Below are 12,240 nucleotides of genomic sequence, written 5' to 3'. Positions count from 1 at the left end.
CCAGGGAGAGCGCATATGAAAGCAGCATTTGCCGTCATCGTGACCGTGATGTTGTTTGCCGGATCGGCGTTCGCGCAAGGCGGTGCGCCCAGCGGTCGCGGCGCCGCGACCGGCGATCCCGCCGCAAGCTCCGCCACCCCACATGCGGATACGCCGACCACGGGTACGTCGACCCGGTCGAACCCCAGCGGTAGCGGCACCTCGAGCTCGGGCGGCAAGGATGACAATGGGGATGCAGGCCGGGACATGATGCCGGAGAGCAACCGCACTGTTCGGCCGGAGAGCCAGCAACGTCACCCGAACGACAAGTAAAGGGGGGCCTACTTGTCCGCCATGGTGCGCTCGGCGTCCCTGACCTGCGAGCGCAACATCGGAAGCTGCTCACGCGCGAACGCTGCAAGCGCGGCATTGTCGGGCGCCTTGAGATAGCATTCGAGCAGGTCGATGACCGATTCATACTCGGGGATCTGCGCGGCATAGAAGCTTCTGACGTAAGTCGGCCCGTCCGAGGCCCAGGGCTGGACGAGGCTCGCACTCGCGGGGGTCGTCTTGGCGACGCGCGGTTCAGTGCCGATCGCTTCCTGAATCTGCTTCAGGGCCTTGTCGCGCTGGACCGCTTCTTCGGCACGCAGGGCGGCGAGGTTCTTGACCTCGGCATTGCCTTTCAGGTCGGTGCTCTCCAGCAGGACCTGCTGGAAGCGGCTGAACGTGTAGAGGTCGCTGATGATCTCGGTTGCGGTCGGCGCTCGGCCGCCCGGCCTGCGCTCGCCGGTGCTGTCGGCAAGCGCCGCAGTGCTGATGAAGGCCAGGGCTATCGCGACAAGAATCCGCATGCATATCCAATGGCGGATGGCAGGCGAAGTTCCGCAAGATGTTACGATCCGGTAAGGGCGGTTGCGGCGCGAAGGTTCCGTCCCTAATTTGTTGTTGATGAAACAGTCTGATATTTTCAGGGATAACGCCGACAATTGCCTTCAGCTCGCCGAGCGGGCCGAAGGACAGCCGGCTCACAAACGCTTTTCGCGCATGGCGGAGGCATGGACGGCGCTCGCGAACGAGCAGGACTGGCTCGACGGCGAGGTCCCGCCCGTTGCGGTTCGCACCCCTCGAAAGCAGGATGCGTGACGCTCTCGTTTTCGTGAATCTGCGTGTGAGGCCGCTCACGGAATGCAAGCGATCAATTCAGGATTATTCAGGAACAGTCGATCGCGTTGACTTTTCGATTCCAGAAGGAGGTTTGCGATGGCTCCACGTCCACGTCTGGCTCTTCTTTCGCTCATTCTCGCCTTTGGCGTCTCGGTCGCGTTCGCGACGGTGACGACGGTGCGGCAGGTGCATCATGAAAATGCATCGGCTGCGGTCCACGCGGCGCGCAGTTAACATCTCGCCGGAACATTCGGCGCCGCGAGGCGTAAGCGCTTCGACGCATCAGGAGAAGCGAGAGCACATCATGGCCCATTCCGACCACGGTATCGTCAAGGATCAGCGGGCGGAGGAGCAGCCACGCGACAAGCGGCGTGCGCAGTCCGTGCAAAAGACGGATCCGCAAGGGTCTCCGTCGCGGGAGGCGACGCGCGATCCCAAGCTGAACGACAAAAGTAAGACACCGGGCTCCGGCGTGATGCCGGACGATTCCGGCGACGCTCCGACGGGTTAGAGCATCATCCGGGAACGTGTCGAGCGGTTTTCCGGAGAGATCATGCTCGCAGAATAGACGAGTTTCTCGCAAGGAACCAATCCTGGCGGGAAGAGTCGACAGGTTGCTTCCGGTTGTCATGCCCCCGGTGCGCCGGAAGCAATCTCCAAGGACGGCCCTGGCACCCACCGTGCCGGGGCCGTTTGCTTGTGGACGGGCCTTTACAGGTCAGTCCTCGGTGCCGCTCTCGGGATCTTCCTGCATATGTCCGTCAGGTCCGCGGCCGAACACGCCGTAGCTGCTCGACTTCACGCCAGCCGCTGCGTCGACGCCCGCGGCGTCCAGTCCGAACCTGAGCAGTTCGCGGACCGCTGCCGCCCGCGTCGGCATGCGATGCCTGAACCGGAAATCGTCAATGGCGGCCAACTCTTCCGGCGAGAGCATGACCTGGAGCCGCTCAGCGCGAAGGTCGTTCATGATCGATCACCCAGAATGAGTAAGTTGAGCAGTCTACTCAACAAACTAACTCTGCCCGAGTTCCACAAGATGCGGCAAAGGCGTCAGCCCGGCCTGCAACCACCGAAGCCCCAATCGTCGGGGATGCGAAATGCGTAAACGGTCTGTGCCACACACTTTCATGGAGCGCATCGAGGCACAGAAATGTCGGCTCGAGCATGAGCTGGCGAACCTGCCCCTCGGTATGCAGCGCGACATCGTCGCTGCACGGCTTGAGCAGCTGCGCACCGCAGCCGAGATGCACGAATTCCTGTCGTTACGAGAAGAACCGGAGATTCTTCGCAGATGACCTGCGGCGGGACTGTCGTGCGTGATGGGATACGATGCGGAGCTTCCGCCTGAGCCACCACGCCGACACCGCGACGACGGCCCACGCCGTCAGGGCGGCAATGAAGGCACCAGCGACGCTTGCCGCTACGGTGAGATGGAAGACGGCGGCGAATGCCACAAGACCGATACTTCCCCAAGCGGCGCCGGCAGCGTCGAGCGCGGCCGCCTCTTGGCCGCGTCGCCGGCCGCTGAGACCGGCCTTCTCCTTGGTGCGGCGTTCATGGCTTTCGACCAGCGTTGCGCTGGCGCAGAAGATCGCGGGGAGCGCGAGAAAGAGCCCACCGACAGAGACGCCGAAATGCGAGCCGAGCAATCCCGCGAGCACTGTCGCGAAGCCGCCGAGTACGAAGCGAACGGCGTATTCGTACCAACGCGTCTGCTTCAACACCGATGAAGACAGCTTGACCAGCATCAGGCAGCACCTCCGAAGCCCGCGAGCAGACCGAAGGCGACCACGAGCCAGGCGCCAAAGGCGAGGATCGTGGCGGCGAGCGCGCCGAGACGAGACCTCATCAGCACCTGACAAACGGCGAGGCTGTAACAGGCGAGGGCGACCGCGCCATAGATCATCGTCCAGCTTTCGGCCGCAGCATAGTGCGGGCCGTGCTGGACGACGGCGATGCCAAGGGTGGCCAGCGCAACCGACGGCGCCGCGCTCAGAAGCCCGGCAAAGGTCTTTGGCCGAAGCATGTCGCCGAAAATCGCGAACACGGAAACGATCAGGCCGCCGGCGATGAAGCGCAGGAGATATTCGGTCATGGCGCCCGCAATTTGTCTTTTCCGCTCCCCGATCTGCTCAGCGTCCATGGCCGCATCAGTCTCTCCACGGCCGCGCCCAGCGCGAAACCTGCGACCACGTCGCTCGCCCAATGCGCGAGCACTGCAATCCGCGTCAGCGAAAGCGCGACCGCGACCGTGCGCACCAACCGACGTGGCGTCTTCGGCAGCAAGCCCGCCGCCGAGGCAAGTGCGCCCATATGGACCGCGTGACCGGAAGGGAAGGCGTTGCGCGCCTGTCCTGAGATTGGAATCCCATGGCGGTGTCCGCGCAGGGTCAGCCGATCTGGCCTGATCTGATCGAACACGGATTTCAGGATATGAGGTAAAACGGCAGTCGCTACCGAAACCGCCAGAACGTGGTTGGCAATAGGCCGCTGTTGCGGCTTCCGAATATGAGTATAGAGCCACGCCGCTGCGGCCAGCGCGAGCAGCACGTGCTCGTCGGCGGCCCAGGTTAGCGTTTGCGCGGTGTGCTCGAGACCTGAATTGGTGCGGTCGGCGATCTCATTCGCGATCGCGGTGTCGATCCGGGTAGGTTTGACGCTTACTGATGCCATCGGTCTGCAGGCGCGATGTCCTTCCTGACACTATTGTAAAGCTTGGATGACAGCGAAGGTTCCTCGCGTTACGGCTGCCCCGATCCACCGGCAGCGCCATAGACCTGGCCGATCGCATAGCTTGCGTCGGCCGCGGCAAGCTGCACGTAGATCGAGGCCAGCTCCGCGGGCTGGCCGGGACGGCCGAGCGGCGTCATGCCGCCGAATTTTTCGAGCTTCTCCATCGTGGCGCCGCCATTACCGTCTCCGCGATCTTTGCGAGTCCAATGCGCGGAGAGAGGCGTCGTTGCAAATCGGGAGGACGCCGGCAGGGCCGGCGTCATCGGACGATGTTTACTTGGACTGACCGACGCTAGGCGCCTTGCCGAGCTCCTTGGCCATGTCGAGGTGGTGCTTGAGCGCCGGCAACGTCTTGCCGGCCCAACCCTTCAACTCGGAATTATCGCCGCCCTTGGCATAGCGCTCAAACAGTGAGACCGCGTCCTCGTGGGCGCTGACCTGGTAGGAATTGTAATCCGAGCTGAAGTCTCTTCCGTTCGCGCTCTTGAGCTTGTCGAGCTTGCTCTGGTGCGAGCTGTCGAGTGCTGTCGGCAGGGTCGCCTGCACCTTGCCGCCGCTGACAAGGCCCTTCAGTTCACTGCTGGTCTTGGTGTGGTCCGTCACCATCTGCTGCGCAAAACTCTTCTCCTGCGCGTTGCCCTTCTGCTCCGCGAGCTTGCTCGATTCGATCTCGAACATGTCGCTGATGGCGACCTCCTTGACGAAGTCGGCGGTCGCAGGCGCGACGCCAAGCGCCGAATTGACGCCGGTCTTCTCACCAAGGGACTGGGCGAGCGCGGGGCCTGCGAGAAGCACGCAAGCGAGGGCGATAATGGTACGTTTCATGGTCCGGTCCCTTCGATTGAGCGCGCAGCCTCTCGCCGCGCGACGTTGCGCCGACCAACACCCCGCAGGGGCCGAGGTTCCTAACGGCTAATCCGTGGGGTGGCGCCCGGTGCGCGGATTGATGGGATCGGTCGGCTTGCGCCGAAGCCGTTCGGGCAGAAACGGCTCGGTCGGCAAGGCGGTGGCCTCGGCACGTACGTCTGCATGGCGTTGTGCCCGTTCATGCGGCGTCTGGTTGTCGTTGATCTGCCGCTTGACGTCGACGCCATCCACGGGATCATTGACGCCGTGCTGGATATCGCGGAAATCGCTCATGCTTCACCTCATTCCTTTCCAGGCAGGATCTTTTCCAACATCTGCCGCGCCGCCCCCTTGATCATTCCGCTCTCGTTGGGATCGCCCTTCATCAAGGCGAGCGAGAAATTCTTCGCCTGCTGCAACGTGATGTGCGGCGGCAGCGGCGGCACTTCGGGGTCGGTCTTCACCTCCAGCACCACCGGCATCTCGCTCGCCAGCGCCTGCTCCCAAGCCGAGCCCAGCAGCTGCGGGCTGTCGACGTAGATGCCGGAGAGGCCGATCAACTCGGCAAAGCGCGAATAAGACACGTTTGGTATGCGCTGCGATGCCTCGAATTTTGGATCGCCGTTGATGATGCGCTGCTCCCACGTCACCTGGTTGAGGTCTTCGTTGTTGAAGACGCAGACGATGAAGCGCGGATCCTTCCAGCCGCGCCAATACTTCGCGGCGGTGATCAGCTCGGCCATGTTGTTCATCTGCATGGCGCCGTCGCCGACCAGTGCAATCACGGGGCGGTCGGGATGGGAGTATTTCGCGGCGAGCGCATAGGGCACCGCGGCGCCCATCGAGGCGAGGCCGCCGGAGAGCGAGGCCATCATGCCGCGGCGCATCTTCAGGTCGCGCGCGAACCAGTTGGCGCAGGAGCTGGAATCGCTGGTGACGATGGCGCGGTCGGGCAGGCGCGGAGACAACTCCCAGGCGACGAGCTGCGGATTGACCGGTGCTGCGGGCTGATGTGCACGATCATCCAGCGTCTTCCACCATTTCGCGACGTCGTCTTCGATGCCCTGGCGCCAGGCGCCGTCGCTGTTGGGTTTCAGTCGCGGCAGCAGGGCGCGCAGCGTCTCGGCGGCATCGCCGACGAGGCCGACCTCCATGGGAAAGCGGATCGACATCATGCTGGCGTCGATGTCGATCTGCACGCCGCGCGCCGCGCCTTCCTTCGGCAGGAATTCGGCATAGGGAAAGGCGGAGCCGACCATCAGCAGCGTGTCGCATTCCATCATCATGTTGTAGCTGGGCTCGGTGCCGAGCAGGCCGATCGAGCCGGTGACCCAGGGCAGGTCATCGGGTAGCGCAGCCTTGCCGAGCAGCGCCTTGGCGCAGCCGGCCGATAGCCGATCGGCGACCGCGATCACCTCCTCGGTGGCATGAAGCGCGCCGGCGCCGATAAGCATCGCGACCTTTTTGCCGGCGTTGAGCACTTCTGCCGCCCGGTCGAGGTCAGCGTCACGAGGCTTGATGCTTGGAGCGCTGTAGCCGATGCCAGAGTGCAGGGTGCCGTGAGCGCGCAGCGGATCCTCGTACGGCTCCTCCTGGATATCGTTGGGCAGGATGATCACCATTGGCGTCCGACGGGCCAGCGCGATCCGGATCGATCGATCGATCAGATGCCGGATTTGCGCTGGCGAGGATGCCTGCATGACGTAGGCGCCAGCCACATCCTTGAACATCGAGACGAGATCGAGTTCCTGCTGATAGTGTCCGCCCAGTGCATTGCGTGCCTGCTGACCGACGATCGCGAGCACGGGCTGGTGATCCAGCAGGGCATCGTAGAGGCCGGTGACGAGATGGGAGGCGCCGGGGCCCGAAGTTGCGATGCAGACCCCGAGTTGGCCGGAGAACTTCGCGTAGGCCGTGGCCATGAAGGCGGCCATCTCCTCATGCCGCGCTTGGACAAAACCGATTTTGCCCTCAGCACGTTGCAGGGCACCGAATACGCCGTTGATGCCGTCGCCGGGATAGCCAAAGAGGTGGCGCACGCCCCATTGATGCAAACGTTGAACGATGAAGTCGGAGACGGTCTGGGACGTCATGGGGCCGCTCTTCGTTGCCAGGGCTTGAAATTGAGAGAACCGGCCGTGTCAGGCGATGTTCCCGCACTCGCGGAACAAGCAGGAACGATCGCTCACCTATCCGGGTTGTCTCCACACTGGCTGAGTGGAGAATTGAGATGTTGAATCAACGCGAACTGGACCAAAACGAGATGGGCCGTTTGATCGGCAGCGACAAAGTCGAGGGAACATCGGTCTATGGCGCGGATCGCAACAAGATCGGCTCGATCGAACGCGTGATGATCGACAAGGTCAGCGGCAAGGTCTCTTACGCCGTGCTCGGCTTTGGCGGCTTCCTGGGCCTTGGCAACGACCATTATCCGCTGCCCTGGCAGTCGCTGAAATACGACACCGAGCTTGGCGGTTATGTCACCGGCATTACCACCAAGGAGCTGAAGGGCGCGCCGAAATACGGCGAACGGAGTGATTGGAACTGGGCGGATGACGCCACAGTTCGCGGCATCAACTCCTACTACGGCGTTCCCTTCGTTTAGCGGTTTCACGGAAAGGGAGCTCGATGAGCAAGGAACGGCCCACCGACGATCCCCGGCAGCAGAACGACTGGGGATCGCATGCCCAGACGGACAAGCCGTGGAAGGGCAATCCGGAGAAGGAGCAAAAGTCGGGCGAAGTAAAACCCGACCTCGAGAAGTGGCAGGAGACGAAGACACATTGAGCAAAGTGCACGACGACGGCATTCGAGATAAGCGCGCGCGGTGCCGCGCTTCCTTCTCGAGCAGTGCAATCACGAATGGCGGTGATGCTCTCGAAGGCCGGAACCATGCCTTGGGGATGTAGTTGGGCTCGCGGCGCATGAGCCTTTCGCCGCTCTGCCGTCAGTTTAGTCCCCTGGAAAGGTGGTCGCCGTGGATGCTCAAACACGGGAGCGTGGGCCGTCCGCGGAGCAGCCGCAGAGGGCGAAGGAAGCTCCGAACACATCGCCTGATCAGACCCGCGACGTCAAGGATCGGTCGGCCGAGACGCCGTCGCTGCGCGCTCGGCTTCGCGAGCATTGGCTGCTGGCAACCGTTGGCGCCATCGTTTTGCTCGCGGCCCTGATCGGCGGACTGCTCTACTGGCTCCAGGTGCGCCACTATGAGTCCACCGACGATGCCTTCGTCGCCGCGCGCAGCTTTTCCGTGGCCTCGAAAGTCGGCGGCTACGTCAGCGACGTTCCGGTCACGGACAACCAGCATGTCAATGCCGGCGACCTTCTCGCCAGGATCGACGAGCGCGACTATCGCATCGCCGTCGATCAGGCCAATGCGCAGGTCGCGGTTGCCAAGGCGAACATCGCGAATGTCGAGGCGCAGATCGTTTCGCAGCAGGAGCAGATCAAGCAGGCTCAGGCGCAGCTCGAACAGGCCCAGGCCCAGCTTCAGTTCTCGCAGGAGGAATTCGCGCGCGCCGAGGATCTCGTCGAGAAGGGCGCCGGCACGGTGCAGCGCCAGCAGCAGACCCGCTCCGATCTTCAGGCGCAGCAGGCCAACAATGAACGCGCGAAGACCGCTGTGACCGCCGCGCAAGTGGGCATCAAGACGCTGCAAGCGCAGCTCGAGGGTGCCCGGGCGCAGCTCGAGCAGTCGCAGGCGCAGCTCGATCAGGCCAAGCTGAACCTGCAATATACCAGCGTCGTTGCGGCGCAGTCCGGCCGCGTCGTCAAGCTCAGCGGCGCCAAGGGAACTTTCGTCACTGCGGGACAGAGCCTGATGATGTTCGTGCCTGACGAGGTCTGGATCGTCGCCAACTACAAGGAGACGCAGCTCAACGACATGCGGCCGGGCCAGCCGGTCGAGATCCGCATCGACGCCTATCCCGGGCGTAAGCTGACCGGCCATGTCGAGTCCGTGCAGCCCGGCTCCGGCACCGCGTTCAGCCTGCTGCCGGCGGAAAACGCCACCGGCAATTACGTCAAGGTGGTGCAGCGCGTGCCGGTGAAGATCGTGGTCGACAGCTGGCCGGCGGATCTGCCTGTCGGTCCCGGCATGTCGGTTGTGCCCTGGACCAGGGTGCGATGACGGACACGGCGCAAGGAGGCGCGTCCGCTGCAGGTTGGTCGCCGGAGCGCTCGGCGGCGGGCGGTCATAATCCTTATCTCATCGCGTTCGTCGTCTCGATCGCGACCTTCATGGAGGTGCTCGACACCACCATCGCAAACGTCGCCTTGCGCCACATCGCCGGTGGGCTTGCCGTCGGCATCGACGAGAGCACCTACGTCGTCACCAGCTATCTCGTAGCCAACGCCATCGTGCTCTCGATCTCGGGCTGGCTGTCGACCGTGATCGGCCGCAAGCGCTTCTACATGATCTGCGTTGCGACCTTCACTGTCTCCTCGCTTTTGTGTGGCTTCGCCTGGAATTTGCAGTCGCTGGTACTGTTCCGCATCCTTCAGGGCCTTGGAGGCGGCGGCATGGCGACCAGCGAGCAGGCGATCCTCGCCGACTCCTTTCCGCCGCACAAGCGCGGCCAGGCCTTTGCGATCTATGGCGTCGCCGTCGTGGTCGCGCCGGTGATCGGACCGACGCTCGGCGGCTGGATCACCGACACCTATACCTGGCACTGGGTGTTCCTGATCAATGTCCCCATGGGGATGCTGTCGCTGTTACTGGTCGGCACACTGGTCAAGGAGCCGTCGGGTGCAGAGGAGGAGAGGGAGAAGCTGCTGAGCAAGGGGCTGCGGGTCGACTATATCGGCTTCCTGCTGGTCGCGATCGGGCTGGGCTCGCTCGAATACGTGCTCGACGAAGGCCAGCGCAACGACTGGTTCGGCTCGAACGTGATCGTGTTCTTCGCGGTGCTTTCGGCCGTGTCACTGCTTGCGCTGATCCCGTGGGAGCTGACGCGTGAGGATCCCATCGTCGATCTCCGCCTGCTCGGCCGCCGCCAGTTCGCCGCCTGCTTCCTGGTCATGCTCGGCACCGGCGCGGTGTTGATCTCCACGACGCAACTCCTGCCGCAATTGCTGCAGACCGAGTTGAACTACACGGCGATGCTGGCCGGTCTCGCTTTGTCACCGGGCGGAATCGCGACTCTGGTGCTGATGCCGGTGGTCGGCCGCCTCGTCGGCAGCGTGCAGCCGAAATATCTGATCATGTTCGGCGCTGTCATTGTCGCCTTCTCGATGTGGCATCTCACAGGGCTCACCGGCGACATTACCTACGGCTATGCTGCGATGTCGCGCATCTTCCTCGCCCTCGGTCTGCCTTTCCTGTTCCTGCCGGTCACGACCGCGTCCTATGACGGCGTGCCGCCCGACAAGACCAATCAGGCCTCCGCGCTGATCAACGTCGCCCGCAACATTGGCGGCTCCATGGGGGTCGCACTGGCGCAGACAATTCTGGCGCAGCGCCAGCAATTCCATCAGAGCCGCCTGATCGAGCATGCCGGGCCGTCGGATCTCGGCTACCAGCAGACCATCGAGACGATGACACGCTTCTTCCAGGCTCAGGGCTCGAACGCGAGCGATGCGGCCTCGCAGGCGGTCGCCTGGGTCGGCCGCACCCTGCAGCAGCAGGTCGACTTGCTCGCCTATATCGACGTGTTCTGGACGCTTGCTATCGTCGCCGTGCTGATGATCCCGACCGCCGCTGTGCTGCGCTCGATTGAGCTGGGCGCGCCGGCGCGGGGGCATTGAGCCAACGGCCGCTCGGAGAGAAATGGTGACCGCGGCGCAAAGCTCCGGCTACACTGACCCAAACACAAACCGAAACTCCGGGAGGTAACTTAAGTGAAGACCGCGATTACCGAACTGTTCGGCATCGAGCACCCCATCATCCAGGGCGGGATGCATTTCGTCGGCTTTGCGGCGCTGGCTGCCGCCGTCTCGAATGCCGGCGGGCTCGGCATCATCACCGGTCTCACGCAGAAGACGCCGGAGCTGCTGGCAAAAGAGATCGCACGCTGCCGCGACATGACCGACAAGCCGTTCGGCGTGAACCTCACCTTCCTGCCGACCTTCGCCGCGCCGCCTTATCCGGAATACATCGCGGCCATCGTCGAAGGCGGGGTGAAGAGTGTGGAGACCGCGGGCCGCAGCCCGGAAGCCTATATGTCCGCGCTGAAGGCGGCCGGCATCAAGGTCATCCATAAATGCACCTCGGTGCGCCATTCCTTGAAGGCGGAGCGGATCGGCTGCGACGCCGTCAGCGTCGACGGTTTTGAGTGCGGCGGCCATCCCGGCGAGGACGACATTCCCAACATGATCCTGCTGCCGCGCGCAGCGGAGGAACTGAAGATCCCGTTCGTCGCCTCCGGCGGCATGGCCGATGGGCGCAGCCTCGTTGCGGCGCTGTCGCTGGGTGCGGCCGGCATGAACATGGGCACGCGCTTCATCGCTACCAAGGAAGCGCCGGTGCATCAGAACGTGAAGAACGCTCTTGTCGCGGCGACCGAGCTCGACACCCGCCTGATCATGCGGAGCTTGCGCAACACCGAGCGCGTGCTGAAGAACGCCAATGTCGACCGCCTGCTCGAGATCGAACGCGAGAAGGGCGACAAGCTGAAGATCGACGACATTCACGACCAGGTCGCGGGCGTCTATCCCAGGATCATGCTGGAGGGGCAGATGGATGCGGGTGCCTGGAGCTGCGGCATGGTCGCAGGCCTCATCCACGACATCCCCACCTGCAAGGAACTCGTCGATCGCATCATGGCCGAGGCTGAAACCATCATCCGCAACCGTCTGATGGGGTTCCTCGAGGGGATGGGAACGGCGAAAAAGGTCGCCTGACACCGCCAAACTCCTTAACCACGGCGGCAGTTGACCGCTGGAATTGCGCGCGACGCCCCCTAAGTAGAGGTAAATTACCTCTTAACAATCAATTTCAGGAGGCGTCCATGGTCCTGAAGAGCGTTCCTTTTGCCGTTGCCGTCGCCCTCGTGCTCGCATGGGGCGGCATCGCGCGCGCTGACGACTACAAGCCAAACGAATATCTCGGCCTCGATCTTTCGAAGGCGGTGTTGTCGCCGAAGCGGCTCGGGCCGGAAACCCACTTCACGCCGGTCGCGCTGGAGGCGCGCGGCGGCAATGAGGCGCAGGCGCACGCCGAGCCGGTCGACGTGCCGAAGAAGGTCGCCGCCGAACGCGTGCGCGTGTCGGAGCCGAAGGTCAAGGTCGCGCACGCCAAGCCCGCGCAGCCACGCGGCGCAGCGCGCACCAAGCTCGCGCATCGCCACGGCAATCCGCTCGACGCGCAGGCGATGGACACTCGCATCCAGACCTGGCCTTGCCGCTCGGGTGGCATCTGCAACTGGAAGCGCTAAAGCGCGATGAGATGAGGATGAATCATCATCGCGCTTTAGGTTGTTGTTTGAGCGTGATCTTTTCGGAAAACCGCTTCGCACTTTTCCGGATCATGCTTTAGGTCAGTTCCGAGCCGTCATCCGCACGTCGTAAAACCGTAGG

The 12,240-nt window shown here is 63.4% G+C and carries 19 protein-coding genes and 1 pseudogene; 11 read left to right on the top strand and 9 right to left on the bottom strand.

Features of this window, described 5'->3' with window-relative positions:
- The first annotated feature begins 15 nt into the window (after positions 1-15).
- Positions 16-312: a hypothetical protein gene (locus tag QCM77_RS14320; protein WP_279664135.1), complete on the top strand. Its 297-nt coding sequence runs from the start codon at positions 16-18 to the stop codon at positions 310-312.
- Between the two features lie 8 nt (positions 313-320).
- On the opposite strand, the gene QCM77_RS14315 is transcribed toward QCM77_RS14320, so the two are convergent.
- Entirely contained in the window at positions 321-833 is a 513-nt protein-coding gene (locus QCM77_RS14315; RefSeq protein WP_279664133.1) for a DUF4142 domain-containing protein, read from the bottom strand.
- Positions 834-930: 97 nt separating this feature from the next.
- Between QCM77_RS14315 and QCM77_RS14310 the strand changes: the two genes are divergently transcribed.
- The 3 genes from QCM77_RS14310 to QCM77_RS14300 all read left to right on the top strand — a co-directional run bounded on the left by QCM77_RS14310 (position 931) and on the right by QCM77_RS14300 (position 1,657).
- A complete protein-coding gene (locus QCM77_RS14310) occupies positions 931-1,125 on the top strand; it encodes a hypothetical protein (protein ID WP_279664179.1) in 195 nt (64 codons plus the stop codon).
- Between the two features lie 117 nt (positions 1,126-1,242).
- Positions 1,243-1,380 (top strand): hypothetical protein, encoded by a 138-nt coding sequence (locus QCM77_RS14305; RefSeq protein WP_279664132.1) that lies wholly within the window; start codon positions 1,243-1,245, stop codon positions 1,378-1,380.
- A 70-nt stretch (positions 1,381-1,450) separates the two neighbouring features.
- Positions 1,451-1,657: a hypothetical protein gene (locus QCM77_RS14300; protein WP_279664131.1), complete on the top strand. Its 207-nt coding sequence runs from the start codon at positions 1,451-1,453 to the stop codon at positions 1,655-1,657.
- Positions 1,658-1,864: 207 nt separating this feature from the next.
- On the opposite strand, the gene QCM77_RS14295 is transcribed toward QCM77_RS14300, so the two are convergent.
- Positions 1,865-2,113, bottom strand: a complete 249-nt coding sequence (locus tag QCM77_RS14295; RefSeq protein ID WP_279664130.1) for a hypothetical protein — start codon at positions 2,111-2,113, stop codon at positions 1,865-1,867.
- 160 nt (positions 2,114-2,273) lie between these two features.
- Between QCM77_RS14295 and QCM77_RS14290 the strand changes: the two genes are divergently transcribed.
- Entirely contained in the window at positions 2,274-2,441 is a 168-nt protein-coding gene (locus QCM77_RS14290; RefSeq protein WP_279664129.1) for a hypothetical protein, read from the top strand.
- Here the strand turns inward: QCM77_RS14290 and QCM77_RS14285 are convergent.
- The 7 genes and pseudogenes from QCM77_RS14285 to QCM77_RS14255 form a co-directional block, all read right to left on the bottom strand.
- Positions 2,409-2,894, bottom strand: a complete 486-nt coding sequence (locus QCM77_RS14285; RefSeq protein ID WP_279664128.1) for a DUF3147 family protein — start codon at positions 2,892-2,894, stop codon at positions 2,409-2,411. The genes QCM77_RS14290 and QCM77_RS14285 overlap by 33 nt on opposite strands.
- Positions 2,894-3,241, bottom strand: a complete 348-nt coding sequence (locus QCM77_RS14280; RefSeq protein WP_279664127.1) for a DUF3147 family protein — start codon at positions 3,239-3,241, stop codon at positions 2,894-2,896. Before QCM77_RS14280 ends, QCM77_RS14285 begins: the two co-directional genes overlap by 1 nt.
- Positions 3,238-3,819: a phosphatase PAP2 family protein gene (locus tag QCM77_RS14275; RefSeq protein ID WP_279664126.1), complete on the bottom strand. Its 582-nt coding sequence runs from the start codon at positions 3,817-3,819 to the stop codon at positions 3,238-3,240. Before QCM77_RS14275 ends, QCM77_RS14280 begins: the two co-directional genes overlap by 4 nt.
- Positions 3,820-3,887: 68 nt before the next feature.
- Positions 3,888-4,058, bottom strand: a pseudogene (locus QCM77_RS14270) (SDR family oxidoreductase); the annotation flags it as partial.
- Between the two features lie 94 nt (positions 4,059-4,152).
- Positions 4,153-4,704, bottom strand: coding sequence for a DUF4142 domain-containing protein (locus tag QCM77_RS14265; protein WP_279664125.1), 552 nt, complete (start codon positions 4,702-4,704; stop codon positions 4,153-4,155).
- Positions 4,705-4,791: 87 nt separating this feature from the next.
- Positions 4,792-5,019 carry a hypothetical protein gene (locus tag QCM77_RS14260; RefSeq protein ID WP_279664124.1) on the bottom strand — a complete coding sequence of 76 codons (228 nt, stop codon included), beginning with the start codon at positions 5,017-5,019 and terminating at the stop codon, positions 4,792-4,794.
- Between the two features lie 8 nt (positions 5,020-5,027).
- Positions 5,028-6,818: a thiamine pyrophosphate-requiring protein gene (locus tag QCM77_RS14255; RefSeq protein ID WP_279664123.1), complete on the bottom strand. Its 1,791-nt coding sequence runs from the start codon at positions 6,816-6,818 to the stop codon at positions 5,028-5,030.
- Between the two features lie 137 nt (positions 6,819-6,955).
- Between QCM77_RS14255 and QCM77_RS14250 the strand changes: the two genes are divergently transcribed.
- The 6 genes from QCM77_RS14250 to QCM77_RS14225 all read left to right on the top strand — a co-directional run bounded on the left by QCM77_RS14250 (position 6,956) and on the right by QCM77_RS14225 (position 12,098).
- Complete coding sequence (locus QCM77_RS14250; protein WP_279664122.1) at positions 6,956-7,330, top strand: PRC-barrel domain-containing protein; 375 nt, start codon at positions 6,956-6,958, stop codon at positions 7,328-7,330.
- Between the two features lie 23 nt (positions 7,331-7,353).
- Positions 7,354-7,512, top strand: a complete 159-nt coding sequence (locus tag QCM77_RS14245; RefSeq protein WP_279664121.1) for a hypothetical protein — start codon at positions 7,354-7,356, stop codon at positions 7,510-7,512.
- A gap of 190 nt (positions 7,513-7,702) precedes the next feature.
- Positions 7,703-8,854: an HlyD family secretion protein gene (locus QCM77_RS14240; RefSeq protein WP_279683983.1), complete on the top strand. Its 1,152-nt coding sequence runs from the start codon at positions 7,703-7,705 to the stop codon at positions 8,852-8,854.
- Positions 8,851-10,470 carry a DHA2 family efflux MFS transporter permease subunit gene (locus tag QCM77_RS14235; RefSeq protein WP_279664119.1) on the top strand — a complete coding sequence of 540 codons (1,620 nt, stop codon included), beginning with the start codon at positions 8,851-8,853 and terminating at the stop codon, positions 10,468-10,470. The genes QCM77_RS14240 and QCM77_RS14235 overlap by 4 nt, the downstream gene beginning before the upstream one ends.
- A gap of 93 nt (positions 10,471-10,563) precedes the next feature.
- Entirely contained in the window at positions 10,564-11,565 is a 1,002-nt protein-coding gene (locus tag QCM77_RS14230) for an NAD(P)H-dependent flavin oxidoreductase (RefSeq protein WP_279664118.1), read from the top strand.
- Between the two features lie 107 nt (positions 11,566-11,672).
- On the top strand, positions 11,673-12,098 hold the full coding sequence (locus tag QCM77_RS14225; protein ID WP_279664116.1) for a hypothetical protein: 426 nt from the start codon (positions 11,673-11,675) through the stop codon (positions 12,096-12,098).
- The last annotated feature ends 142 nt before the right edge of the window (positions 12,099-12,240 follow it).

It is taken from the genome of Bradyrhizobium nivariense, from assembly GCF_029846695.2.
Taxonomy (GTDB): Bacteria; Pseudomonadota; Alphaproteobacteria; order Rhizobiales; family Xanthobacteraceae; genus Bradyrhizobium.
Note: the sequence above shows the minus strand (reverse complement) of the source record. Positions and strands in the feature narration are given on the sequence as shown.

Coding starts and splice junctions, on each gene's coding strand:
- QCM77_RS14265 (WP_279664125.1), bottom strand. CDS start 4,704: ATGAAACGTACCATTATCGCCCTCGCTTGCGTGCTTCTCGCAGGCCCC.
- QCM77_RS14320 (WP_279664135.1), top strand. CDS start 16: ATGAAAGCAGCATTTGCCGTCATCGTGACCGTGATGTTGTTTGCCGGA.
- QCM77_RS14225 (WP_279664116.1), top strand. CDS start 11,673: ATGGTCCTGAAGAGCGTTCCTTTTGCCGTTGCCGTCGCCCTCGTGCTC.
- QCM77_RS14235 (WP_279664119.1), top strand. CDS start 8,851: ATGACGGACACGGCGCAAGGAGGCGCGTCCGCTGCAGGTTGGTCGCCG.
- QCM77_RS14285 (WP_279664128.1), bottom strand. CDS start 2,894: ATGCTGGTCAAGCTGTCTTCATCGGTGTTGAAGCAGACGCGTTGGTAC.
- QCM77_RS14290 (WP_279664129.1), top strand. CDS start 2,274: ATGGAGCGCATCGAGGCACAGAAATGTCGGCTCGAGCATGAGCTGGCG.
- QCM77_RS14305 (WP_279664132.1), top strand. CDS start 1,243: ATGGCTCCACGTCCACGTCTGGCTCTTCTTTCGCTCATTCTCGCCTTT.
- QCM77_RS14250 (WP_279664122.1), top strand. CDS start 6,956: ATGTTGAATCAACGCGAACTGGACCAAAACGAGATGGGCCGTTTGATC.
- QCM77_RS14255 (WP_279664123.1), bottom strand. CDS start 6,818: ATGACGTCCCAGACCGTCTCCGACTTCATCGTTCAACGTTTGCATCAA.
- QCM77_RS14275 (WP_279664126.1), bottom strand. CDS start 3,819: ATGGCATCAGTAAGCGTCAAACCTACCCGGATCGACACCGCGATCGCG.
- QCM77_RS14315 (WP_279664133.1), bottom strand. CDS start 833: ATGCGGATTCTTGTCGCGATAGCCCTGGCCTTCATCAGCACTGCGGCG.
- QCM77_RS14295 (WP_279664130.1), bottom strand. CDS start 2,113: ATGAACGACCTTCGCGCTGAGCGGCTCCAGGTCATGCTCTCGCCGGAA.
- QCM77_RS14245 (WP_279664121.1), top strand. CDS start 7,354: ATGAGCAAGGAACGGCCCACCGACGATCCCCGGCAGCAGAACGACTGG.
- QCM77_RS14300 (WP_279664131.1), top strand. CDS start 1,451: ATGGCCCATTCCGACCACGGTATCGTCAAGGATCAGCGGGCGGAGGAG.
- QCM77_RS14260 (WP_279664124.1), bottom strand. CDS start 5,019: ATGAGCGATTTCCGCGATATCCAGCACGGCGTCAATGATCCCGTGGAT.
- QCM77_RS14280 (WP_279664127.1), bottom strand. CDS start 3,241: ATGACCGAATATCTCCTGCGCTTCATCGCCGGCGGCCTGATCGTTTCC.
- QCM77_RS14310 (WP_279664179.1), top strand. CDS start 931: ATGAAACAGTCTGATATTTTCAGGGATAACGCCGACAATTGCCTTCAG.